Source organism: Krasilnikovia sp. MM14-A1004, assembly GCF_047159485.1.
Taxonomy (GTDB): Bacteria; Actinomycetota; Actinomycetes; order Mycobacteriales; family Micromonosporaceae; genus Actinoplanes.
On sequence record NZ_AP038773.1, the window covers coordinates 7,163,003 to 7,186,008 of the forward strand.

General features: G+C 72.9%; 19 protein-coding genes. 5 read left to right on the forward strand and 14 right to left on the reverse strand.

Annotated features, from left to right (window positions below):
* Window positions 1–6: 6 nt before the first annotated feature.
* A complete protein-coding gene (locus ACMCNN_RS31380; RefSeq protein ID WP_412744052.1) occupies window positions 7–696 on the reverse strand; it encodes a hypothetical protein in 690 nt (229 codons plus the stop codon).
* Between the two features lie 158 nt (window positions 697–854).
* Here ACMCNN_RS31380 and ACMCNN_RS31385 point away from each other — a divergent pair, with 158 nt between their 5' ends.
* Window positions 855–1,160, forward strand: a complete 306-nt coding sequence (locus tag ACMCNN_RS31385) for a YciI family protein (protein ID WP_412744053.1) — start codon at window positions 855–857, stop codon at window positions 1,158–1,160.
* 6 nt (window positions 1,161–1,166) lie between these two features.
* On the opposite strand, the gene ACMCNN_RS31390 is transcribed toward ACMCNN_RS31385, so the two are convergent.
* Window positions 1,167–1,724, reverse strand: a complete 558-nt coding sequence (locus tag ACMCNN_RS31390) for a phosphoribosyltransferase (RefSeq protein WP_412744054.1) — start codon at window positions 1,722–1,724, stop codon at window positions 1,167–1,169.
* Between the two features lie 109 nt (window positions 1,725–1,833).
* Here ACMCNN_RS31390 and ACMCNN_RS31395 point away from each other — a divergent pair, with 109 nt between their 5' ends.
* Window positions 1,834–2,961: a PP2C family protein-serine/threonine phosphatase gene (locus ACMCNN_RS31395; protein WP_412744055.1), complete on the forward strand. Its 1,128-nt coding sequence runs from the start codon at window positions 1,834–1,836 to the stop codon at window positions 2,959–2,961.
* A gap of 19 nt (window positions 2,962–2,980) precedes the next feature.
* Here the strand turns inward: ACMCNN_RS31395 and ACMCNN_RS31400 are convergent, their stop codons facing one another.
* The gene (locus ACMCNN_RS31400) at window positions 2,981–3,178 is read right to left on the reverse strand and encodes a hypothetical protein (protein ID WP_412744056.1); all 198 of its coding nucleotides are present in this window, start codon (window positions 3,176–3,178) and stop codon (window positions 2,981–2,983) included.
* Window positions 3,179–3,476: 298 nt separating this feature from the next.
* Here ACMCNN_RS31400 and ACMCNN_RS31405 point away from each other — a divergent pair, with 298 nt between their 5' ends.
* Entirely contained in the window at window positions 3,477–5,333 is a 1,857-nt protein-coding gene (locus ACMCNN_RS31405) for an acyl-CoA dehydrogenase (RefSeq protein WP_412744057.1), read from the forward strand.
* A gap of 72 nt (window positions 5,334–5,405) precedes the next feature.
* On the opposite strand, the gene ACMCNN_RS31410 is transcribed toward ACMCNN_RS31405, so the two are convergent.
* Window positions 5,406–5,921: a SixA phosphatase family protein gene (locus tag ACMCNN_RS31410; RefSeq protein ID WP_412744058.1), complete on the reverse strand. Its 516-nt coding sequence runs from the start codon at window positions 5,919–5,921 to the stop codon at window positions 5,406–5,408.
* An 80-nt stretch (window positions 5,922–6,001) separates the two neighbouring features.
* Here ACMCNN_RS31410 and ACMCNN_RS31415 point away from each other — a divergent pair, with 80 nt between their 5' ends.
* Complete coding sequence (locus ACMCNN_RS31415; protein ID WP_412744059.1) at window positions 6,002–6,271, forward strand: DUF6458 family protein; 270 nt, start codon at window positions 6,002–6,004, stop codon at window positions 6,269–6,271.
* 40 nt (window positions 6,272–6,311) lie between these two features.
* Here ACMCNN_RS31415 and trhA read toward each other — a convergent pair whose 3' ends face one another.
* The 7 genes from trhA to pdhA all read right to left on the reverse strand — a co-directional run bounded on the left by trhA (window position 6,312) and on the right by pdhA (window position 16,221).
* The gene (gene trhA / locus ACMCNN_RS31420) at window positions 6,312–6,989 is read right to left on the reverse strand and encodes a PAQR family membrane homeostasis protein TrhA (protein ID WP_412744060.1); all 678 of its coding nucleotides are present in this window, start codon (window positions 6,987–6,989) and stop codon (window positions 6,312–6,314) included.
* 47 nt (window positions 6,990–7,036) lie between these two features.
* Window positions 7,037–8,881, reverse strand: coding sequence for an NHL domain-containing thioredoxin family protein (locus ACMCNN_RS31425; RefSeq protein ID WP_412744061.1), 1,845 nt, complete (start codon window positions 8,879–8,881; stop codon window positions 7,037–7,039).
* 49 nt (window positions 8,882–8,930) lie between these two features.
* A complete protein-coding gene (locus tag ACMCNN_RS31430; RefSeq protein ID WP_412744062.1) occupies window positions 8,931–11,918 on the reverse strand; it encodes a hypothetical protein in 2,988 nt (995 codons plus the stop codon).
* A 395-nt stretch (window positions 11,919–12,313) separates the two neighbouring features.
* The gene (locus tag ACMCNN_RS31435; RefSeq protein WP_412744063.1) at window positions 12,314–12,454 is read right to left on the reverse strand and encodes a hypothetical protein; all 141 of its coding nucleotides are present in this window, start codon (window positions 12,452–12,454) and stop codon (window positions 12,314–12,316) included.
* Between the two features lie 154 nt (window positions 12,455–12,608).
* The gene (locus ACMCNN_RS31440; protein WP_412747347.1) at window positions 12,609–14,051 is read right to left on the reverse strand and encodes a dihydrolipoamide acetyltransferase family protein; all 1,443 of its coding nucleotides are present in this window, start codon (window positions 14,049–14,051) and stop codon (window positions 12,609–12,611) included.
* Window positions 14,052–14,056: 5 nt separating this feature from the next.
* Window positions 14,057–15,082, reverse strand: coding sequence for an alpha-ketoacid dehydrogenase subunit beta (locus tag ACMCNN_RS31445; RefSeq protein ID WP_412744064.1), 1,026 nt, complete (start codon window positions 15,080–15,082; stop codon window positions 14,057–14,059).
* Complete coding sequence (gene pdhA, locus ACMCNN_RS31450; protein WP_412744065.1) at window positions 15,082–16,221, reverse strand: pyruvate dehydrogenase (acetyl-transferring) E1 component subunit alpha; 1,140 nt, start codon at window positions 16,219–16,221, stop codon at window positions 15,082–15,084. The genes ACMCNN_RS31445 and pdhA overlap by 1 nt, the downstream gene beginning before the upstream one ends.
* A gap of 456 nt (window positions 16,222–16,677) precedes the next feature.
* Here pdhA and ACMCNN_RS31455 point away from each other — a divergent pair, with 456 nt between their 5' ends.
* Entirely contained in the window at window positions 16,678–17,925 is a 1,248-nt protein-coding gene (locus tag ACMCNN_RS31455; RefSeq protein WP_412744066.1) for a hypothetical protein, read from the forward strand.
* Window position 17,926: 1 nt separating this feature from the next.
* Here the strand turns inward: ACMCNN_RS31455 and ACMCNN_RS31460 are convergent, their stop codons facing one another.
* The 3 genes from ACMCNN_RS31460 to ACMCNN_RS31470 are packed head-to-tail and all read right to left on the reverse strand — an operon-like array spanning window position 17,927 to window position 22,721.
* Complete coding sequence (locus ACMCNN_RS31460; RefSeq protein ID WP_412744067.1) at window positions 17,927–19,153, reverse strand: hypothetical protein; 1,227 nt, start codon at window positions 19,151–19,153, stop codon at window positions 17,927–17,929.
* A 35-nt stretch (window positions 19,154–19,188) separates the two neighbouring features.
* Window positions 19,189–20,901 (reverse strand): GTPase, encoded by a 1,713-nt coding sequence (locus tag ACMCNN_RS31465; protein WP_412744068.1) that lies wholly within the window; start codon window positions 20,899–20,901, stop codon window positions 19,189–19,191.
* Window positions 20,898–22,721: a dynamin family protein gene (locus ACMCNN_RS31470; protein WP_412744069.1), complete on the reverse strand. Its 1,824-nt coding sequence runs from the start codon at window positions 22,719–22,721 to the stop codon at window positions 20,898–20,900. The genes ACMCNN_RS31465 and ACMCNN_RS31470 overlap by 4 nt, the downstream gene beginning before the upstream one ends.
* Between the last annotated feature and the right edge of the window lie 285 nt (window positions 22,722–23,006).

Consider the following 23,006-nt stretch of genomic DNA (forward strand, 5'->3'; position numbering starts at 1 on the left):
GTGGGTTCACGCCAGTACCCGTACCGTTCCGGAGTAGACCGTGATCGTCCACGAGCAGTCCGAGTACGTGTCGATGTCGAAGTAGCCGCTGCGTGCGCCCTGGTGCCCGTTCAGGGTGAGCGTCCCGGACGGCGTGGACGAGCTGACCGATTCGAACCCGAACGAGTCGCCGTTCCAGTGCAGGTACATGTACCCACCGACCGGGCACCGGTACGTGGCCACGGCCTGGAAGTCGGCGGTGGGGATGCGGATGCGCGGGCCCTGCCAGGACGTGCTCGTGCCGGTGTAGGTGACCAGGCGGCGCGGGACGCGGTGCAGCACGGCGACCGCGTCGAGCCGGGTGATCGCGGCCCGGGAGGCCGTGCCCCGGTACATGGCCCGCCAGGTGCCGGAGTACCGGGCCGTGGTCCGCGTGCTGAAGTACCCCCTGTCGTTGGAGTCGGCGTATCCGGTGTACACCCAGGCCGGCGTGTTGGCGCGCCGGAAGTAGAAGTAGACCCGCGACCGGTTGCCGGTCGCGCCCAGCCATACCCGGCCCGACAGCGTCAGGGCCTGGCCCTGGTCGGCGGGCTCGGGTGCCGCGTTGAAGGTCATCTGTACGGGTGCCGGTGCGGCCAGCGCGGCCGGACCGGACATGCCGATCAGTGAGGCGGCCGCCGCCGCGGCGCTGAACCAGCGGATGATGTTCCGATACATCGGACGGTTGCCTTTCGGGTCGGCGGGGGAGGTCATCCCTGCCAACGGGGCGCCGCCGTCGATCGACGCCCCGGATTGTCCGATTGCGACGGAAACCACCGTTTCAGGATCGGCCGTCCGGCGCTCTCCGCTCGTACGATGGCCAGCGTCCGTCACCGGTGAGAGGAACCGACGTGTACCTGATGATCTCCACCTATCTGGCGCCGCTCGACGAGATCGACCAGGTCCGCGCCGACCACCTGGCCTTCCTCGGCAAGCTGAGCGAGGCGGGCGTGCTGGTCTCGGCCGGGCGGCAGAACCCGCCGGCCGGCGGCGTGGTCCTGCTGGACGCGGCGACCGCGCAGCAGGCACGGGACCTGATGGCCGATGATCCGTACGTGCGGCACGGGCTGGCCCGCTACGAAGCCGTGGGCTGGCAGCCGAGCATCGGGGTGCTCGCCGACTGGACGAGCGCCCGCGCCTGATCAGCGCTAGTCCGGTACATCCAGATCGGCGCCGGTCAGCAGGCCGCGTACGGTCAGCTCGGCCGCCGTGGCGCTGTCGCATTCGGAGACGATCACCGCCGTACCGATGATCTCCGCCCCGCGGGCGGCGGCGAGCGCGTGCACGGCCCGGGCCTGCGCCCCCGTGGCGATCCAGTCGTCCACGACGAGCACCCGGTCGGCCGGGCCGAGCAGGCGGGTGCGCACCCCGAGCCGCTGGCGTTCCCCGCGATGGTCGGCAGGCACGTCGGCCCACGTCATCGGCTCGGCGATGGGCAGCCGCGCACCCTCGCGGTACGCCTCGACGAACCCGGCGCCGGCGGCCCGCGCGACCAGCGGCCCGAGGAGGAAGCCGGTGATCTCGGGGGCGATCACCACGGTGGGCGGCGCGCCGGGAAACAGCCCCGTCAGCGCCGGGCCGAGACCGTCCAGGATCGTGGGATCGCGCCACCAGCCGGACCGGTCGCTCACCAGGTACCCGCTGCCCGGTCCCGGATCGGTCCACCGGAAGGCGGCACGCAGGAGATCATGCAGGTCGCTCGGCACGCGGACATCCTGTCACCGGTACGCGCGCCGCGCCCGCACCGGGCGCAAAGGGCCGCAACGTGCCCAGACTCCGCGTCGAAGGTGATGCAGTCGCTCGCGTCGATCAGGCATGCTGTTCGGCGAAGCCATGCCTATTCTCCCGGCGGGCAGACGCTCGCTCAGCCCAGGATCCCGCGCCGGCCTCGGCGCGGCTCTCGTGCTGCTCGCCGTCGTGTCGGCGGTGGAGTTGGCGGATGGCAGGGACGTCAACTTCGTCGGCCTGCTGGCGGCGGTGCCGTTTCTGGCCGCGGTGTTCGCCTCCTGGCAGACCGTGCTCGGGGTGGGCGCGCTGGCCGCCGTGGTGGGCACGATCTTCGCCGGCTCGTACGGCCGGTTCGACATGGTCGGCATGGTCAACGTGCTCGGCGTGATGCTGGCGACCGGGATCGCGGCGAGCGTGGCCACGATCCGGCAGCGGCAGGCCGACCGGATCGCGGAGCTGCTCCGGCTCGCGGCCGTGGCGCAGCAGGCGGTGCTGCGTCCGATCGGCCCGCAGGTCGGCTCGCTGGCGGTGGCCGGCCGCTACATCTCCGCGTCGGCCGCCGCCGACATCGGCGGTGACCTCTACGAGGCCCTGGACACGCCGTACGGGGTGCGGATCATCATCGGCGACGTGCGGGGCAAGGGCCTCGACGCGGTACGCCTGGCCAGCATCGTGCTCGGCTCGTACCGGCACGTGGCGTACGAGCGGGCGGACCTGCGGGCGATCGTCGCGGATCTGGACCGGGCGGTGGCCCGCAGCGTCGGCGACGAGGACTTCGTCACCGCGGCGCTCGTCGAGGAGCGGGGCGGGACGCTGACGATCGTCAACTGTGGACACCCGGCACCGCTGCTGTTGCGCCGCGGCCAGGTGATCGCCCTGGAGCCGCCCGCCCCGGCGCCGCCGCTGGGCTTCATGCCGGTGGCCCGTCCCCGCGTGGAGCGGCTGGAGCCGGGCGACCGGTTGCTGCTGTTCACCGATGGTTTGGGCGAGGCGCGCCGGGAGGGTGAGTTCTTCCCGACGGCGGACCGCGCCTGGCGCTTGCTGGGTCACGGCACGGTCGGCGACGGGCTTGCCTCGCTGGAAACCGCTCTCGTGGACTGGGTCCACGGCCGGCTCGACGACGACATCGCCCTGGTCCTGCTGGAGTACTCGGGCCGCGACGGCGGCGCCTCCGTTCCCATGCCGAGCTGGGAGGTCGGCGCCGCCGGCAGCTGAGTCGTCCGGAAGCTCGGTCTCAGGCCGCGTCCGCGGGCGCGTCGCCCTCCGCCGCAGCGCTGTCCTTGTCCGGGTCGCGCCCTCCCGGCCCCGGTACGACCGTGACCTGGGCGCGTGCGGTGAACTTCTCGGGCTGGCGGTGCCGGCCCACGTACGCGCGGGGCTGCTGGTCGGCCTGGCGTGGCTCCGGAATCAGATTCTTGATCGTGGCGAACATCGTGACCTCCCCAGGTCGTTCGCCGCCATGTCGGCGGTCGGCGAGCTGTCCCTGCTCTGCGTGTACGCGTGTGACGCATACAACGGGAGCAACGAGCGGGGCGGCCCGCCGATACTTCCGGGCGCCCCGCCGACCGGCAAATGACCGAATGGCGACACCGGTTCCACCTGATCGAGGGCGTTTGGTCGCTTTTTGACGCCCAGCAAAGATCTCGCGCGGGTTGTCGACGCCTACCCGCGGGTAATACAGTGTTGGTTACTGACGAGTAACTCGCGTTCGGGAGGCGGGGCCAAGCACCATGACTCACTACAAGAGCAACCTGCGTGACCTTGAGTTCAACCTCTTCGAGGTGTTCGGGGCCGACAAAGCGTTCGGCCAGGCACCGTTCGACGAGATGGACGCCGACACCGCGCGCGACGTGCTCGCCGAGGTGAACCGCCTGGCCCGCGAGGACCTCGCGGTCAGCTACGCGGACGCCGACCGCAACCCGCCGAAGTTCGACCCGGCGACGCACACGGCGGACCTGCCCGCGTCGTTCAAGAAGTCGTTCGAGACGTTCATGGCGTCGGAGTTCTGGCGCCTCGACCTGCCCAGCGAGCTCGGCGGCACCCTCGCCCCGCGCGCCCTGTGGTGGGCCATCGCCGAGCAGGTGCTCGGCGCCAACGCCCCCATCTGGATGTACTCCTCCGGCCCGTCCTTCGCGCACGTCGTGCACGTCGAGGGCACCGAGGAGCAGAAGAAGTGGGCCAAGCTGTTCGTCGAGAAGCAGTGGGGCTCGACCATGGTGCTCACCGAGCCCGACGCGGGTTCGGACGTCGGCGCCGGTCGCACCCGTGCCATCCCGCAGCCGGACGGCTCCTGGCACATCGAGGGCGTCAAGCGCTTCATCACCTCGGGTGAGCACGACCTGAGCGACAACATCATCCACTACGTGCTGGCCCGTCCGGTCGGCGTCGAGGGTGTCGGCGGCCCGGGCACCAAGGGCCTGTCGCTGTTCATCGTGCCGAAGTTCCACTTCGACCCGGAGACCGGCGAGCTGGGCGAGCGCAACGGCGCCTTCGCCACCAACGTCGAGCACAAGATGGGCATCAAGGTCAGCAACACCTGCGAGATGACCTTCGGCGAGCACGGCATCCCGGCCAAGGGCTGGCTGCTGGGCGACGTCCACCAGGGCATCCGCCAGATGTTCATGATCATTGAGTACGCCCGGATGATGGTCGGCACCAAGGCCATCGCGACCCTGTCGACGGGTTACCTCAACGCGCTGGAGTACGCGAAGAACCGCGTCCAGGGCGCCGACCTGCTGCAGAACGCGGAGAAGAACGCCCCCCGCGTCGCGATCACCGCCCACCCGGACGTACGCCGCTCGCTGATGCTGCAGAAGGCGTACGCGGAAGGCATGCGCGCCCTGGTGATCTTCACCGGTACGTGGCAGGACAAGGTCGCGATCGCCGAGGCGGCCGGTGACGAGAAGGCCGCCAAGGCCGCGGCCCGGGTCAACGACCTGCTGCTGCCGCTGGTCAAGGGCGTCGGCTCGGAGCGGGCGTACGAACTGCTCGGCCACGAGTCGCTGCAGACCTTCGGCGGTTCCGGCTTCCTGCAGGACTACCCGCTGGAGCAGTACGTCCGCGACGCCAAGATCGACACCCTGTACGAGGGCACCACGGCGATCCAGAGCCTCGACCTGATCTTCCGCAAGATCGTGAAGGACCAGGGCCGGGCGCTGGCCACCCTCGCCACCGAGATGCAGTCCTTCGTGGAGACCGAGGCCGGCAACGGCCAGCTCAAGGAGGAGCGGGCCGCGCTGGCCAAGGCCCTCGGCGAGCTGCAGGCCATCCTCGGCATCGAGATGGGCTGGCTGCAGGCCGTCCAGGGCGGCGAGGCCCGCGAGCTGTACAAGGTGGGCCTCAGCTCCCGCCGCGTGCTGCTGGCCATCGGTGACGTCGTGCTCTCGTGGCTGCTGCTGCGCCAGGCCGAGGTCGCCCTCAAGGCGCTCGGCGGCGAGCTGAGCCCGGCGGACAAGAACTTCTACACCGGCAAGGTGGCCGCCGCCCGGTTCTTCACCCGCGAGGTTCTGCCGCGCGTCGGTGCGGACCGCCGGATCATCGAGAACACCAACCTCGACCTGATGGACCTGCCGGAAGAGGCGTTCTGACGCGAACCCTCCCCTGAACGACGGGGGCCGGCGGACAAGGGTGTCCGCCGGCCCTCGGCGTTTTCCGGGCAGTCAGGCGCGGGCGGTGTGGGCCTGCACCAGCGGCAGCGCGCCCGGCTCGGTCTGCGACCACACCAGGTCGGCCCGGTGCACCGCCAGCCCGGCCGTCCGCATGCCCGCGAGGCTGGGCTCGCCGTCCGGGGTGCCCAGGAGCAGGGAGACGTCGGACATCGTCGGGTTGTGGCCCACCACGAGCACCGTCGCCGTCCCCTCGGGCACGTTCCGCAGCAGGTCGATGACCTCGGTGCGGCCGCCCGCGTACAGGCCTGGCTCGTAGCGCACCTCGGGTGCGGGGCCGGACGGGTCAGCGTCGGCCAGTGCCACCGCGACCGCATGCCAGGTCTGGCGGGTCCGCATGGCGGGCGAGCAGAAGACCAGCTCCGGGCGTAGGCCCTGAGCGGCGAGCCAGGCTCCCGCGGCGCCCGCGTCGGCCCGGCCCCGGTCGGTGAGCTGACGGTCGATGTCCGGCAGTTCGCCGGGCGTCTCCGCCTTGGCGTGGCGCATCAGTACGACGGTGCACGCGGTCATGCCGAACAGCTTGCCTGATTAGAGGTCGATTCACCGGGGTAAACACGCGCGTCGACGCACCGACGAGCCAAGGAGGGCCCATGGGCATCGGCGGAAGTATCTTTCTCCTGGCATTGGGGGCGATCCTCGCGTTCGCCGTCAATGCCAACTTCAGCGGCCTCGACCTCAACGTCGTGGGCTGGGTACTGATGGCAGCGGGTCTGGTCGGCCTGATCATCACCATCTGGTTCTGGAACAGCCGGCGCCGGGCCGTCGTGGTCAGCCGGGGCCGTCCGGGCGTGGTCGGCGACGCACCCGTCGCCGAGTACCGCCGCGACGACGCGCCACCGCCTCCGCCGCCCGGCTACTGAACACGGGTGGCGTAGCCCAGCGGGACAGCGCGGGCGGCGGTCAGGCGTACAACGCGAAGTAGATCGCGATGTGGTGCAGGATCGCCGCCACCAGCGTGCAGGCGTGGAAGAACTCGTGGTGGCCGAAGACCGTCGGCCACGGATTGGGCCGGCGCAGGGCGTAGAACACCGCCCCGACGCTGTACGCCGCGCCACCGGCGGCCAGCAGCACCAGCACCGTCACGCCCCCGTGGTGCAGTACGTCCGGCAGGATCGCGACCGCGGCCCAGCCGAGGGCGAGATACAGCGGCGCGCCGGCCCACCGGGGCAGGTGCGGCCAGATCACCTTCAGGGCGACCCCGCCGAGGGCGCCGGCCCAGATGATGGCGAGCATGACGTCGCGCGTCGCGGGCGGCAGCAGCAGGACGCAGAACGGCGTGTACGTGCCGGCGATGAAGATGAAGATCATCGAGTGATCCATGCGCCGCATGATCTGGTAGCCGCGGTCGGACCAGAACCGGCGGTGGTACAGGGCGCTGACGCCGAACAGCCCGCACACCGTGAGGCTGTAGACCAGGCAGCTCAGGAACGGTGCGATGCCGGGCCGGCTGGCCGCGATGGAACACAGCACGATGCCGCAGACCAGCGCGACGAAGAACGCGTACTGATGGAGCCGGCCGCGCAGGCGCGGCTTGCCGAGATCGGCCGGCGTCGTCCGGGACGGGGCGGAAGTCGTCACGGCTCTAGGTTACGGCACCGTAGGTTACCGGTGGGTAGTGTTTGCCCTCACGACGCCGTACTTTCATCCAGGCCCCGCAGAACCAACGGCAGGCGGGCTGGCGCACCCTGCTCGACAACTACCGGTACCCCCCAGTCCTGCCTGGTCAGATGGCATGCGGCATGTTCGACGTCAGAGTCGCACGTGGCGGCCTGGGCGACCACCTGCAACACGCCGGAGGTCACGGCCGGGTTCACGGTCAGCCGCCGGGACAGATCCGTGCCCACACCCGCCCCGGCCAGCAGCAGCTCCGGCGGCGACGCCGACACCTCCAGCCGGGTCGACGGCCCGTACGTGTCGTCCAGCTTCTGACCCGGCGCCGGGGTGAAGACGATGTCCAGCGTCACCTCGCCCGGCGCCAACGGCGACGGCGGACGCTCCACCCGGTGCCGCTCGCCCGCCACCGTCCGCACCGCCCCCGGCGCCAGCCGGGTCAGCCGGTGCGCGGCAGACTCCACCACCAGCACCGAACCGTCGGCGGCGACCAGCACGTCGCTCGGCTCGGCCAGCCCCGAATCCACCGTGGACACGGTGCCCGTCTGCGGATCGAAGCGGCGCACCGCCCCGTTGTAGGTGTCCGCGACCAGCACCGAGCCGTCCGGCAGCACGGCGACACCCAGCGGGTGCTGCAACAGCGCCTCCTTGGCCGGACCATCCACATGGCCGAAGTCGAAGAGTCCCTGGCCGACCGCCGTGTGCAGGACCCCGTCCGCGATCCAGCGCAGCGCCGACGTCTCGCTGTCCGCGATCCACAACCGGTCCCCGGCCGCAGCCAACCCCGAGGGCTGGGCCATCCACACGTCGGGCAGGGGGCCGTCGCGCAGTGCCTCGACGGTGGTGCCCGCGTACACGCCGGTGGTGCCCCGCGCGGGGTCGAACCACCAGAGCTGGTGGATGCCGGCCATGGCGATCACGATCCGGTCGTCGTACCAGGCGACATCCCACGGGGAGGACAGGTCCGCCGAGAGCGCGTCCTGCTCCGGGCCGTCCGTGGCGGCGCGCCACTGGCGGCCCGTGCCGGCCACCGTACGGACCTCGCCGGTCGCCAGGCGCACGCCGCGGAGCAGGTGGTTCACCGTGTCCGCCACGACGACGTCGTAACCGGCCCGCTCGGCGACCGGCGCGGGCAGCAGGCACATGCCCTGCGGCTCGGAGAAGCTCGCGGCGTCCGCCGGGCCGTCGGCGCGGCCGCGGTCGCCCGTACCGATCCGGCGCACCACGCTCTCGCCGTCCGCCGCCAGCTCGACGAGCGAGTGCCGGGCCGAATCCGAGACCAGCAGGTGCCCGGAGGGCAGTTCGATCGCTTTGCCGGGAAAGCGCAGCGTCGTGTCCGGCGCGGCGGGCGGCACGTACGGGCCGTCGCCGCGATGCAGGGTTCCGGCGGCCTCGTGCTCGGCGATCAGCTCGTCCAGCAGCCGGGACAGCCCCTCGGCGTGTCCCTCGCCGGCCATCGAGGCGACCAGGTAACCCGCCGGGTCGATCACCGCGAGGGTGGGCCACGCCCGGGCCGCGTACTGCTGCCACATCACCATGTCGGCGTCGTCGAGGACGGGGTGGCTGACCCCGTACCGTTCGACCGCCGCGGCCAGGGCCTGCGGGTCGCGCTCGTGCTCGAACTTCGGCGAGTGCACGCCGATGACCACGAGCGCGTCGCCGTAGCGCTCCTCCAGCGGCCGTAGCTCGTCCAGGACGTGCAGGCAGTTGATGCAGCAGAAGGTCCAGAAGTCGAGTACGACGCAGCGCCCGCGCAGTGACTCCAGGGTCAGCGCCTTGCCGCCCGTGTTCAGCCACCCGCGTCCGCGCAGCTCGGGGGCACGTACGCGGGGACCGGGGGCTGGCTGGAACGACGTCATGAGGTTCAGTCTGCCAGCCCCGTCGGCGGGGGTCCGACCGCGTCGGCGGTCAGCCGTTGGGCTTGAGGCAGAGCACCTTGTGCTGGTCGTCGCCCGAGGGATTCAGGACGTACGGCTGGCCAGGGTCCGGGCATTTGTCCTTTGCGTCCACGATGGACACCACCTGGTAGGACCCGGCGTCACCGCAGGTCGCCTTGACCGCGTCGTCGCCCGCGCGTTTCACGCAGTCGCCCTGGCTGACGCTGAAACCGCTGTCGCTGGAGCCGGTACCACGCGAGATCAGCCACACGACGCCGAACACGAGACCCAGCACGATGGCGGCACCGAGGACGACCATGACGGTGACCGGCAGCACCCGCACGTGCGGGGTTTCGGGCTTGTCCGGTGCCGCCGCGGGCGTATCGACCGGCCCGGTAACAGCGGCCGCCTCGGACTGCCCAGCGGGCGCGGGCCAGGCGGCCGCCCCCTCCGAGCGCGCCGGACCGGACCATTGCGCAGTCGCGTCGGATCCGCTCGCGCCCGACCATTGGGCCGTCGCGTCGGATCCACCAGTGCCGGACCATTGCGCGGTCGCGTCGGATCCGCTCGCGCTGGACCATTGGGCGGGCGCGTCGGATCCGCTGGTGCCGGACCACTGGGCCGTGGCGTCGGATCCGGTCGCGCCGGGCCATTGGGCCGTGGCGTCCGGGCCGGGCGGGGTCACCGTGGCGCGCGTCGCGGGGCCGGGGAAGACTCCGCCGAGTCTGGGCCGGTCCCCGGCGATTCCGGGCGGTGGCGCGGCATCCGGCTCGGGTCGTGGTGGGAAGCCGTCCGTCAGGGGCGGCCGGGCGTGCATCGAGGGCAGCGCGGGCTCCGGCACGTACGGCTTGTCGACGGGGTTGCGGCCCGCCATGTCCGAGGTGTCCTCGCCGTAGCGGTCCATCGGGTTGTCCCGCCCGCGGCCCGCAACGTCCGTCGTGAACTCCTGGTACGGCCCGCTCGGCTGCTCCGGCGCCGGGGACGCGGGAGCGAAGGGCGGACCCACGCGCGCGCTGGCCGCGGCCCGGACGGGGCCGGGGTTGCCACCGGGTGGTGGGGTCTTCGGGCCCAGCGGCGGAAGGTCCTGCGACGGGCCGCCGAGATCGTCGGCGGGTTCGTCGGCTCTGCGGCCGGGGAACGGTGTCACCGGCGCCAGGCCCTCGTCGGCGGGTGCGGCCGGGCGTCCGTAGACGCGTGCCTGGGCAGGAGCGGCCGGTGGTGCCGCTTCCGCATCCGGTGCCACGCGGCTGGCGACCGGGACGGAGGCACTGGCCGACACCGGTCGCGCCGTGCCGAGTGCGGGCTCGTCGCTCGGGTCCCGTGGCTGCGGGACGCTGCGGCGCGCCTCGGCGATGACCGGACCGGCGTTGCCCCGGGCGATCCCGGGCGCGATCCCCGGCGAGCCGGGCGCGGCGGGTGGCCCATCCGCGCCGAACGACGCGCCGGGAACGCGCTGAGCGAATCCTGGTCCGGGGTCCCCGTGCTCCGGGCCACCGCCTGATGCGCCGCCGCGCGCAGGACCGTTTGATGTCGAATCGCCGAACGATGCGCTACCGAACGCAGGGCTGCCAGTTGCCGGGCTGCCTGACGCCGCGCTGCCGAACGCCGAGCCGCCGGATGCGGGACTGCCGAACGCCGAGCCGCCGGATGCGGGGTTGCCGGTTGCGGGGCTGCCGAACGCCGAACCGCTGGTTGCGGGGCTGCCGAAAGCTGGGCTGCCGAACGCCGGGCTACGAGATTCCGGGCTGCCCGGGACGCCATGGGTCGGGCGGCCGGGAGACGCGGGCGCCGCCGGCGGGGCATCGAACGGCCGCGGACCGTCGGACGGCGCGGGACCGTCGAATCGTCCCGGACCGTCGACGGGCGGAGCAGTGAACGGCCGGGGCCGATCGAAGGTCGACGGGCCGTCGAGTGGGGTCGACGCAAGCCCGCCCGCCTCGCCGTCGGCCATGGGGCGACGAGTGCGAATCGGTAGGCCGTTGTCGGCCACGCGTTCGCCCGGGAGGTCGGCGGGGGGAGTGCTGCGCGCCGCGAAGCCTCCGCTGCCACCGAGAAGGGAGGCGGGAGGGGCGTCGGGTAGATCACCGAGGGTGGCCCCCGGGACCCGGGGCTGCTGGTCGCCGAAGGGCGCCGCGCCGGGCAGGCCGTCCCGGTCGGCCGGCGGTGCGGCGGATTCGAGGCCGGGGGCGCCGGGGAAGGGGACACGAACATCCGGGCCGAACCCGCTGGCCTGCGGCGCGCCGTGGTGTCCGGGCTCGTCCGCGGCGCGGGGAGCGCGGGGCGGCTCGAAGCCGGAGCCCCATACCGGTGCGGGTGAACCAGCGGCGGAGGCGGGCGGCGCGAAGGGCGACGACGGCATCGGGCCGGGGTCGTCACTGATCATGCCGCGGGTGGGTGAGCCGGGGGCGAACCCCTCGATGTCACCGGCACGGCGCTCGGGCGAGTTGCCGTCCGCGGGCCAGCTGCCGAACGGTTCACGCTCCGCGGGCCGGTACGCGTTCGGCTCCTCGGATGCGGTGAACGGGTTGGTCTCCGGCGCCGGGAAAGGCGTCGCCGGCGGCGGAGCCCACGCGGAGGGCGGCGCCTGGTCCGCGGCGGGGTTGGTCGGGAACGCGCCGGGGTCGCCCGGGAAGGGGCGTGCACCCGGAAGTTCGGCCGCCTGACCGGGCGGGGGCACCGCGGGAACCACGAACGGCGAGCCGCCGTTCGGGGTGGCGTGCGGCGGCGGGGCGTAGACATTGGGGTCGGCGGACGGGACCTGGGCCCGGCCGGCGACGGGCGGAACCTGCGCCTGCCCGGCGGCGGGCGGGATCTGCGACGACCCATCGGCCGGTGGAAGTGCCCGCCCGGCGGCGGGCGGAGTCTGTGCCTGCCCGGTGACCGGGGGTCCCGCTGGGCGGCTGGACGGCGGGGTTCCGTCGGAATCGGGTGGGAACCAGTCGGCGCCGAACTGCTCGGCGGCTCCGCCCGACGTGGCCTCTGCCGGTTGTCTACCGGCGTGCTGCCCCTCGGACGTCATACGCGCCTCCTCCATACCTGTCACCGTGCCGGCCTCACACACGCACGCGGCCGCCCGGTCGTCGGACCGGCGGCCGGGCGCTCTGCCCCGGCCGGGCCGTGCGGGGTCGCCGGCTCCGGGGGAGGAGCGGTGGCCCCGGTCGCCGCCCCGGCAGGCCACGCCGGGGGTAAGGCGACCAGTGACCCACCGTACCGGGCGGTGCGGGTCGTCGGAATCCCGGTGTACTTCCTTAAGGTGCTCGTAAACCCGTGCCGGTAGCGTGCACCGCCGCCGCGACCTGTGGGTTTGCGATCACCGACGGTCCGGGAAAAGTTGGCCTGTCCCGATGGCGGGCACCAGCCGGGAACGACGACGGCCCGCCCGGTGGGACCGGGCGGGCCGTCGTGCTGTCTGGATCAGATCGGCCGGCGCTGGGCGAAAATCGCGATCTCGTCCCGCATGGCCTGGGTGGGTGCCGAGTGCCAGGCGCGGTCGATGGCGCGCTCCTGACGCTTGGCGATTCGGCGGCTTCGGATGCGGTCCATGGTGCTGCTCACTGTCACTGCCCTCGTCTTTGCTACTCGTCTCCGTGGCACCACCAGTGTGGCGCACACGAAGACGGCGCGGCAAACGATTATGGGGTGACGGTGCTTACTTGACCTAAGGATCGAAGGCCGAGAAACCCAGTTGCCGAATAAACCTCGGCGGGCTCTAGGTCCAGGACAGCAGTGCCCCCTCGGGGTCGGAGAGGAACGCGCCGACGTCGCGCAGGAACTTGGAACCCAGCTCGCCGTCGACGATCCGGTGGTCGAAGCTGAGTCCCAGCGTGGTGACCTGGCGGATCTTGATCTTGCCCTTGTGCACCCAGGGCATCGGGCGGATCGCCCCGAACACCAGGATCGCCGACTCGCCCGGCGGCAGGATCGGCGTGCCGGTGTCGACGCCGAACACCCCGACGTTCGTGATCGAGAACGTCCCGCCCTGCATGTCGGCGGGCGGCGTCTTGCCCGACTTGGCGGTCTGCACCAGCGCGTTGAGGGCGTCGGCCAGCTCACGCAGGGTGAGCCGCCCGGCATCCTTGACGTTGGGCACGATGAGGCCCCGGTCGGTGGCCGCGGCGATGCCGAGGTTCACGTACTCCTTGACGACGATCTCGTTCGTCGCCCCGGACCAGGTGGAGTTGACCATCGGGTGCCGGCGCAGCGCGACCAGCACGGCCTTCGCCACGAGCAGCAGCGGCGAGACCCGCACGTCGCGGAACTCGGGCCGCCCCTTGATCTTCTCCAGCGTCTTCATCGCGCGGGTCACGTCGAGCGTGAGGAACTCGGTCACGTGCGGCGCGGTGAACGCCGACGCCACCATGTTCTCCGCGGTCAGCTTCCGCACGCCCTTGATCGGGATGCGCTGCTCGCGGGTGCCGTCCCCGGCAGCCACGACCGGAGTCGCGGCGATCGGCTCCGCCTCGACGGCCGGGCGGGCCGCCGCCTGCTGGACGTCCTCCCGGGTGACCGAGCCGAGCGGCCCGGTGCCGGCCAGCGCGGCGAGATCAATTCCCAGGTCCCGGGCCAGCTTGCGGACCGGCGGCTTGGCCAGCACCGGCCCGGCGCGGTGCGCGACCGGAGTCGGAGCGGGCGCGGGTGCCACGGGCGCCGCCACCGCAACGGGTGCCACGGGCGCGGCGGCGGGCGCCGCCTGATCCGTGCCGTTGACCCGGGGCCGCCGCTTGGCCGCGGTGTTGCGCGGGCCGTAGCCGACCAGGATCGCCGTGCGGCCACCCGGCGCGGGGCCACCGATCAGGCCCGGCTCCACCGCACCCTCGGCGGGCGCCACTTCCACGGCCGCCAGCGACGCCGCGGACGGCACGGGGGCGGCCGGGGACTGTACGGGCTCGTCGACCGGGCCCGCGCCCGGCTCTGTGTCGATCGCGATGATCGGCGCGCCGACCTCCACGGTCGTACCGGCCTCGTGGAAGATCCTCGTGACCACGCCGCCCCACTTGGCGGGGATCTCGACCGCGGCCTTGGCGGTCTCGACCTCGACGATCGGCTGGTTCAGCTCGATCGTGTCGCCCACCTTGACCAGCCAGGACAGGATCTCACCCTCGGTGAGACCCTCGCCCAGGTCGGGCAGGTTGAACTCCTTGATGCGTGACATCCCGGTCACCAGCCGAACGTACGGTCGACGGCGTCCAGCAACCGGTCGAGGTCGGGGAGGTACTCCTCCTCGACCCGCGCGGCCGGGTACGGGATGTCGTAGCCGGACACCCGCAGCACCGGGGCCTCCAGGGAGTAGAAGCACTCCTCGGTGACCCGGGCGGCGATCTCCGCGCCGAGGCCGACGTTGCCCGGGGCCTCGTGCACGACGACACAGCGGCCGGTACGGCGTACCGACTCGAACACCGGCGCCATGTCCAGCGGCGAGAGCGTACGCAGGTCGATGACCTCGAGCTCGCGCCCGTCCTCGGCGGCCGCGGTCGCGGCGTCCAGGGCGGTCTTGACCATCGGGCCGTACGCCAGCACGGTCGCGTGCGTGCCGGGCCGGATCAGCCGGGAGGCGTGCAGCGGGTACGCGCCGGACAGCGGGGCGTCCAGTTCGACCGGGCCCTTCTCCCAGTAGCGCCGCTTGGGCTCGAAGAAGATCACCGGGTCGTCGGACGCGATGGCCTGCTGGATCATCACGTACGCGTCGGTCGGGTTGGCGCAGGTCACGACCTTCAGGCCGGGGGTGTGCGCGAACAGCGCCTCGGGGGACTCGGAGTGGTGCTCCACCGCGCCGATGCCGCCGCCGTACGGAATCCGGATGACGATCGGCACCTTGACCTTGCCCAGCGACCGGTAGTGCATCTTCGCCACCTGGGTGACGATCTGGTCGAAGGCCGGGAAGACGAAGCCGTCGAACTGGATCTCGCACACCGGCCGGTACCCGCGGATGGCCAGGCCGACCGCGGTGCCGATGATGCCGGACTCGGCCAGCGGGGTGTCGATGACCCGGTCCTCGCCGAAGTCCTTCTGCAGGCCGTCGGTGATCCGGAAGACGCCGCCGAGCTTGCCGACGTCCTCGCCCATGATGACGACCTTGGGGTCGTTCTCCAGGGCGCGGCGCAGGCCGTGGTTGAGGGCCTTGCCCAGGGTGATCGTCTCGACGGGGTTGTTCTGGGGTTTTCCGCCGCGGGTAGGTGCAGTCATCAGTGGGCACTCCCCTCGAACGATGCCTGGTAGGCGGCGAACTGCTGACGTTGCACGTCCACCTCGGGCGAGCCGTGGGGGTAGGCGTTGTCGAACATGCTGACGGGCTGCGGGTCGGGCATGGCCAGAACGCGCTCGCGCAGGGAGAGGGCGATCTTGCCGGCCGAGTCGTCGACCTCGGCGAAGAACGTGTCGTCGGCGAGCTGCTGCTTGGTGAGGAACGCACGCAGCCGCAGGATCGGGTCCTTGGCCTGCCAGGCCTCGACCTCGCTGGCGATCCGGTAGCGGGTGGGGTCGTCCGAGCTGGTGTGCGCGCCCATCCGGTAGGTGTACGCCTCGATCAGGGTCGGGCCCTGGCCGTTGCGGGCGTGGTCCAGGGCCGCGCGGGTCACCGCGTACGTGGCCAGGACGTCGTTGCCGTCCACCCGGACGCCGGGGAAGCCGTAACCGGCGGCGCGGCGGTACAGCGGGATACGGGTCTGGCGCTCCAGCGGCTCGCTGATCGCGTACTGGTTGTTCTGGCAGAAGAACACCATCGGGGCGTGGAACACGCCCGCCCACACGAACGCCTCGTTCACGTCGCCCTGGCTGGTCGCGCCGTCGCCGAAGTACGCGATGACGGCCTCGCCGTCGGGGGTGCCGGTCTTGCCGTCCATGGTGATGCCCATGGCGTAGCCGGTCGCGTGCAGCGTCTGCGAGCCGATGACGATCGTGTACGTGTGGAACTTGAACTCGTTCGGGTCCCAGCCGCCCTGGTCAACGCCGCGGAACAGGCCGAACGGCATGATCGGGTCGATACCGCGGCAGTACAGCACGCCGTGCTCGCGGTAGGTCGGGAACGCCATGTCCTGCGGGCGCAGTGCCCGGCCGGAACCGACCTGGGCCGCCTCCTGCCCCAGCAGGCTTGCCCAGATGCCCAGCTCGCCCTGCCGCTGCAGTGCGGTCGCCTCGGCGTCGAGCCGGCGGACCGTGACGAGGTCGGAGTAGAGCTCCCGGTACTCGTCGTCGGTGAAGTCGACCGAGTACGTCACACCGTCGTCGGTGGTGACGCTGTCGACGCGCTCCCCGTCCGGGGTGAGCAGTTGCACGAACCCGCCGGCCGGTGCGTCGGCCCCGGGTTCGCTCGTGCCCTTCGCCATCCGTATCTCCCTGTTCCTTCATCTGGGCCTGCGGCGGGTGTTGCCCGTCCGCGCGGCTGACCACGCTTCCGGCACCCGCCGGAGGCTGTATCGCCGCGCCTGGCCCGGGTGGGGTTGCCGCGCGGCGTTGTCAGCGGGGCAGGCCCCGCCGGGGAGCGACGTCCCGCCGGGCGCTCCGCTGGTCGGCGAAGGCGACGGCGGCGGTGCCGTCGCCTCCCATCCTGACAGAGAACGTGAGTGCCACCACAGGTCGGGTGGATCACAGTCGGGAAATTCTCCCGAGCAATCGCTGGACACCTTTGTCCGGATAAGCACTTTTCGTGCGCTCACGAACGTACGAACGGCCGACCTCTGCCGCTGCCGAAGCGCGGATGCGTCGTTCACCTCAGCACTGGGACGGATAGCCGGATGCGATTTCGTTGATCTTCCGGCGGCCGGGTGAGGAGGGTGCAGGTCGTGCCGGAGCCGGACGACGACGGGCTCGTGCCGCCCATGAAGGTGCTGCGCAAGCGCCTCAACGGCGTCTACCGCGCCGACGGGCTCACCGCGCCCACCCGGCGCTACGTCCTGATCGTCGCGCTGCTGGTGGGGCTTGCCTCGCTGCCCGTTCTGGCCGCCATCACCGCGGGTCGCGACTCGATCGGCCGGGGCCGGACCGGGGCGATGGACGTGCCGCTGCTGCCGCCCGCCTCGTCGGGCCCGGTCCGGCCCGTGCCGGGCGGCGTCCCGCAGGCAACGCCACCCGCCAGCAGCGGCGCACAGCCCGGAGAGACCACCCCCACCCCGGATGCGACATCCGAGCCGTCCGGATCGGAGGGCGCGGGTCGGGAAACCGACATCAATCGGTACGGGCACAGCACTGCGCCCGGCACGCCGTCGAAGGGCCCGAAGTCGGGTGGCTCCCATTCGCCCGGCGGCGGCCCGCACGGCTCGCCCACCGGCGGCGGCAAGCCCAGTGGTTCCCCGTCCGGCAACAAGCCCCCGAGTCCCTCCCCCGGCGGCAAGCCAGGTGGCAACCCTGGTGGATTGCCTGGCGTCGGCAGGCCCGGCGGGACACCGGGCGGCGGTCAGCCCGGCGGAGCGCCCGGTGGCGGCCAGCCCGGGGGAACTCCCGGTGGCGGTCAGCCCGGCGAAGGCCAACCGGGTGGGTCTCCGACTGAGGGCACGCCGGGCGGGTCTCCGGGTGCGGGCGGAAACCCCGGCACGGCCGGGCCCGGCGGAAGCGGGAAGCCGGGAACGCCGTCGCCGGACGGACCCAGCACCCCGCCCGCGGACCCCGATCAACCACCGTCACCCGGCGGCCCCGGGACACCGCCGCCGGGTGACATCCCGCCCCCCGACCCGCAGGACCCGCCCGGGCAACCACAGGACCCGCCCGGGCAGGCCTGGTGCACGGACGACGGCGAGTGCTGGACGCCGCCCGGTCCCGTCCTCCCCAGCCCGATTCCAGACCAAGATCTGTTCCTCGAGACCTGGAGGTCAGGCATGGCCGAACGACCGCACAACCTGCGCTTCGCGACCGCCGCCGCACGCGCCCACAACAGCCACCGCTTCAGTGGCTACGGCGACGACTGCACCCGGGACCGCCCCTACTGGCGCACCCACCGGGCCGGTGACCGGCGATGGGACGACTACCGCTGGCCCGGCTCCCGCGCCGGGCGGCACCACGCCGACCCGGACGACCCGCCGTCGTGGTGGTGGTGAATCAGGACGGGTCGTCGTTCAGCCGGTGCCGGTTGGCGTCGATCCAGGCGTCGATGGCCGCGGCGTCGTTCGGGTCGACACCCTCGGAGATGAGCTGGGCCACCGCGGCCGTGGCCGGGCTGCGCCGCTCGCCCGTCGCGTAGAGGCGGGCAAACTCGTCGATCATCTCCTCGACGACCGAGTTCGCCTGCTCGACCGCCGCCTCGGGCAGGCCGCGCCGCCGGGTGGCGTACGCCGACCAGGCCCTGGTGACCCGCGGCAGCATCGCGGCGTCGTCCATGTCCAGTACGGCCCGGCGATGCACCCAGTCCAGCAGGAACAGTCCGGCGACCGCGGGGCTCCAGCGCAGCGGATCGCCGCCCGGCAGGCCCGTCGCGTGGTCGAGGATCAGGCTCAGGCAGAAGTGCAGTGAGGACAGTTCGTCGTCGCTCTGGATCCGACCGAGCCCGGCGCTTGTCGCCTCGGGTGCGGCGAGGAAGTCGCGTACCAGCCGTTCGCGGTCCGGATGGGACAGTTCGGGCGGCTCGGGCAGGGGCGGCGTCGTGGCGGCCGGCAGCAGCGCCAGCCGGGCGGCCGCCAGCGCGCGGTCCGTGGCCAGGGATCCGTCGGACGGCAGGTCGCCCAGGCCGTCCGTGATCTGCAGGTGCCGGCCGACCTCGACGCGTACCCGGCCGGGGTCCTCCTCGCGGAACCAGGTCAGCTCGTCCGTCGCGCACATTTCCCGTACCTGGCCGAGGATGCGTTCTGCGGGGCCGCCCACGAAGACGTCCTTGGTGATGCCGATGTTGTGGTCGATCAGTGCGACGACCGCGTGGTCCGGGCCGCCGTCCTGGCTGTCGTCGTAGGCGAAGGTGACCAGATAGGAGGTCTGGTCGCCGTACACGTCGCCGTAGGCGTAGCAACCGGTCGGGTGGACCCGGCCCAGTTGCGCGCTCCACGCCGGGGCCCGGGCGCCGGGCCGGACCTCGGCGGCACCCGCCGCGTCCGGCACCAGCGCCGCGAAGACCTCGCGGATCGTGGTGGCCGACGCGGTGCGGCGGCGCGCGGTCGCGGTGAGGAAACGGCCGACGAATTCGCGTACGGCCGCGGCCCGGTCCTGTGCGGCGACCGCGTACACGCTGCCCAGCAGGGCGGTGCCGAGCATCTCGGCGTCCAGGGCGCAGTCCAGTTTCGCCACGTCGCGGGCGGCGTGCAGGACCGCTTCGTACGGAGTCTGGGGTGCCGCCATGCCGCTCAGCGTACCGGTCCTACCGCGCTGCGCAGCTAGTCGGAACGCACCGCGATCAGCGCCTCCCGCGCCTGCGCGTACGCGTTGAGCACCTCGCGGACCGGGGCCACGACGTACTCGCGGGCCACCTCGGTGACCGCGGCGCGCAGTCGCTGCTCGGCCCGCCGCCGGGCGCGCCGGGCACCCGCGGAGATCACCGGCTTCAGCAGCAGCGCCAAGAGCACGCCGAAAATCAGCCCGCCGAGCAGCAGCAGGGTCGGCAGCGGAACCGCGCCGACCGCCGGGTAATGAAGCTGCGGCAGGCCGAGGGCGCGCAGCGCGTACCCGGTGATCAGCCAGCCGAGGCCGGCCAGCGCGGTCAGGGTGAGCAGCCACTGCAGCAGGCCCGCGGCGCGCCACCACAGCGGGTTGCGTCTCAGGCCGAGGTCGGTCGCGGCGACCGCGCGGTCCAGCGCGTCCGGCAGATCCCCGGCGCGCGATCGGGCCGCGGTGTTCAGCGGTGGCGCCCACACCGGGGGCAGCGGCGCGGCGGCCCGGGTCGCGACGGCCCGCACGCTGAGGGTCACCGCGGCGCGCTGCGCCGCACTCGCCTCCGGCAGGGAGGTACGCGCCACCGGCGCGGGCCCGTCCGGCGGGGCGTCGACGCCGGGCTCCGGGCCGGCACCGCCCTGCACGGGCGCGGTGCCCAGGTGCAGCCGCCGCAGCGGGTCCGGTCGCAGGCGGCTCAGCCCGCGCACCAGCGGCCACCCCGTGCTGGCCACGGCCCGCTGCCGGTACGCGTTCCCGGCCGCCTCGGCCACCGCGGGCACCCCGGCCGACGCGGCGAGCGAACCGGCGAGCTGCCGGACGGTGGCCCTGTCCACTTCGTCCTCGGCGGCCGGCGGACCCATCGTGGCCGCCAGCTGCTCGCCCACGGTCTCCAGGTCCCCGGCGAGCCGCCGCAGCGCGGCCTGCCGCCCGGCCACGGTCTGCTCCAGGGCGGCCCGCAGATCGGCGAGCATGCCCGGCTGCTTCGCGGAGGTGGCCAGGACCGGAGCGCCGCCGAGGCCGTCCGCTTCGAGCAGGCGACCCAGGTCGGCGAGGACCAGGTCGGTGTCCGAGGAGGACAGCCGGTCGGCCTGGTTGAGCACCACGATGGTGACGCCCGCGTGCCGCCGGAACTGCCGCAGGTACGCCTCGTGCAGGATGCGGTCGCCGTACTTCTGCGGGTCGACCACCCAGATAACGAGGTCGACCAGCGCCAGCAGCCGGTCCGCTTCGAGCCGGTGGCCGCGTTCGACAGAGTCGAAGTCGGGCAGGTCCAGCAGCACGAGCCCGTGCAGGGTGGCCTCGTCGTCGCCGTCCAGGGCGCTCTCGCGCAGGAACCGCTGCCTGGGCAGCACGCCGATCCAGTCGAGCAGCTTCGAGGCCGGTTCCAGCGGCCCCCAGACGCAGGCGTGCGCGACGCCGGTCGTCGGGCGGCGCACGCCCACCGGCGACAGCTTGAGCCGGGCCAGCGCATTGAACAGGCTGGACTTGCCGCTGCCGGTGCTGCCCGCGAGCGCGACGACGGTGTGCTCCCGGGACAGGGCGAGCCGGTTGCCCGCCCGCTCGACCAGGGTGTGCGCGGCCACCAGATCGTGATCCGGCAGGTACGGGTCGACCACCCGCAGGAACCGCCGCAGCGCGTCCAGCCGGTCGGCGGTCCGTGCCGCGTCCACCCCTTCGTCGTCGGTCGGCGCGTCGCGGACCCGGTCCACCAGGTTCACGGCGTACCCGCCTCGGCGGGCGTGGGGGTGGTCAACGCGAGGTCCTCCCGGGCGTTCTCCACGTCGGCGGCGGCCCGGCGCAGCGCGGCACCGGGCTCGGGGTCGAGGGCCACGGCGGCGGTCCGTTCGCGGTACCGGGCGGCCTCGGTGTCCAGCAGGGTGTCGATCCGGGACAGCAGATCGGTACGGGCCCGGTTGGCCAGGGTACGGATCACCTGGTCACCGAAGATCGCTTCGAGCACCTTCTGGGCGGCGACCGTCGTGCCCGCCCCCACGGCGACCTCGAGTCCGGTGGGAATGAACGCGGTCGCGGTGAACACGGCGACCATCACGGCCAGCCCGGCGCCGTTCACCGCGTACGCGGCGCCGCGGGCGGTCGCCCGCTTGTCGCCGCCCTCGGTGCGCACCAGGTCGAGCACGTACCGCTGCCAGTCCCGGACCACGCGTTCGGCCCGCTCGGGCAGGTCGGCGGAGGGTTGCTGCAGCTCCGGCGCCAGCAGCGCGGCCCCGGCCGGGTGCGCCTGCCACGCCGCGTACGTCTGCTCGGCCGCGTCGGCGGCGAGGCCACGCAGCAGCGTGACCAGCTGGGACTCCAACGCCATCTGCAGGTTCTGCCCGGGGGCGGGACGGCCGGTGAGCGCGGAGACGACGCGGTCGCGCAGTCGGCCGACGCGCGACTCCAGGCTGCGCAGGAACTCGCCGGTGCCGAGGAACTCCTGCCAGCGGGCGAGCACCTCGCCGCGGAGCAGGCGCCCGTCGCGCAGCCCGTCCTCGACCGCCCGCCGCGCCGTCCGGTACGCCGCGGACACCCGCTCGTCCAGCGCGGCCGTCGCGGCGGCCTGTTCGTCCGCGGCCGCGGCCAGGCCCTCCACGGCGGGGCGCAGCGCCGCGAGGGCTCCGTCCAGGGTCTGCCGCACGACCGTGGAACGGGCGGTCGCGTCCGCCGCGAGCTGTGCGAACCAGTCGCGCAGTGGACGGATGACGTCCTCGGACAGCAGGCCCTGGCCGTCGAGTGTGGTCTCGGGCAGCACGAACAGCGGCGCCGCGGCCATGTCGTGCGCGCCGAGCATCTCGCGCAGGTGCGCGGAGACCTCGCCGGCGGCCTCGTCCGGCACCCGGTCGAGCACGAGCGCGATCACGGTGCCGCGCAGCCGCGCGGTGGTGAGCAGCTCCCACGGGACGGCGTCGGCGTACCGGGCGGCCGTGGTGACGAAGAGCCACAGGTCCGCGGCGGCCAGCAACTGGGCCGCGAGGGCGCGGTTGCGGTCCACGACGGAGTCGATGTCCGGCGCGTCCAGCAGGGCCAGCCCCGCGCCGAGGGCAGGCGCGGCGACGAGCTGCAGCGCGCCGGGGTCCGAGGTGGACTCGGCGGTACGCGTCAGCCCCGGCAGCAGTTCCCCCTGGCGGAACCAGGCCTGGTCGGACGGGTGGCTGACCAGCACCGGGGAGCGGGTCGTGGGCCGCAGCACACCGGCCGGGCTGACCGGGGCCCGGACCAGGCTGTTGACCAGGGTGGATTTGCCCGCGCCGGTGGAGCCGCCGACCACGACCAGCAGCGGGGCGTCGAGCCGGGTGAGCCGGGGGAGCAGATAGTCGTCGAGTTGGGAGACGAGCGCGGCACTGACCCGTCCGGCCTCCTCGGCCGACCGCATGACCAGCGGGTACGTCGTACCGTCGAGGGTCTTCCGCAGGTTGGTGAGTGCGGCCGTGAGTGCCCGCACGGCGGCGGGTGGCTCGGTCGTGGGAACCGGCGCGGTGAGTGGCGCCGCCCTGTCGACCTCCGCGGGCGCCGCCTCGGGGGAGTCGGCCGTGTCACTCATGTCCGTCGATGTCTCGGGTGGGGCCGTGTTCCTCGGGGCGGTGGCCTCCGTCACCCGCACCTTGGGCTTTCTCCCTGCGGTGGGGCCTTCGGGGTCTGGTGTGGGGGCGACGGGCAGGGCCGCAGGTCCGACCGCGTCACCGTGCGTCGTCACGGGTAAAGCGTGCCTGATCTATGCATCGCAGACAACAGGTACCGCCCGGCCGTGACCGGACAGGTATGTCCCCTCGCTCGGACTTGCGCCGGGTAGGCTCAAGTTCGACTTGACGGCTGGATCCGGCGTGGC

Bases quoted from the DNA above. Each gene is read 5' to 3' on its own strand.
- ACMCNN_RS31380 (WP_412744052.1), bottom strand. From the start codon at position 696: ATGTATCGGAACATCATCCGCTGGTTCAGCGCCGCGGCGGCGGCCGCC.
- ACMCNN_RS31395 (WP_412744055.1), top strand. From the start codon at position 1,834: ATGCTGTTCGGCGAAGCCATGCCTATTCTCCCGGCGGGCAGACGCTCG.
- ACMCNN_RS31400 (WP_412744056.1), bottom strand. From the start codon at position 3,178: ATGTTCGCCACGATCAAGAATCTGATTCCGGAGCCACGCCAGGCCGAC.
- ACMCNN_RS31405 (WP_412744057.1), top strand. From the start codon at position 3,477: ATGACTCACTACAAGAGCAACCTGCGTGACCTTGAGTTCAACCTCTTC.
- ACMCNN_RS31410 (WP_412744058.1), bottom strand. From the start codon at position 5,921: ATGACCGCGTGCACCGTCGTACTGATGCGCCACGCCAAGGCGGAGACG.
- ACMCNN_RS31415 (WP_412744059.1), top strand. From the start codon at position 6,002: ATGGGCATCGGCGGAAGTATCTTTCTCCTGGCATTGGGGGCGATCCTC.
- ACMCNN_RS31425 (WP_412744061.1), bottom strand. From the start codon at position 8,881: ATGACGTCGTTCCAGCCAGCCCCCGGTCCCCGCGTACGTGCCCCCGAG.
- ACMCNN_RS31430 (WP_412744062.1), bottom strand. From the start codon at position 11,918: ATGACGTCCGAGGGGCAGCACGCCGGTAGACAACCGGCAGAGGCCACG.
- ACMCNN_RS31440 (WP_412747347.1), bottom strand. From the start codon at position 14,051: ATGTCACGCATCAAGGAGTTCAACCTGCCCGACCTGGGCGAGGGTCTC.
- ACMCNN_RS31445 (WP_412744064.1), bottom strand. From the start codon at position 15,082: ATGACTGCACCTACCCGCGGCGGAAAACCCCAGAACAACCCCGTCGAG.
- pdhA (WP_412744065.1), bottom strand. From the start codon at position 16,221: ATGGCGAAGGGCACGAGCGAACCCGGGGCCGACGCACCGGCCGGCGGG.
- ACMCNN_RS31460 (WP_412744067.1), bottom strand. From the start codon at position 19,153: ATGGCGGCACCCCAGACTCCGTACGAAGCGGTCCTGCACGCCGCCCGC.
- ACMCNN_RS31470 (WP_412744069.1), bottom strand. From the start codon at position 22,721: ATGAGTGACACGGCCGACTCCCCCGAGGCGGCGCCCGCGGAGGTCGAC.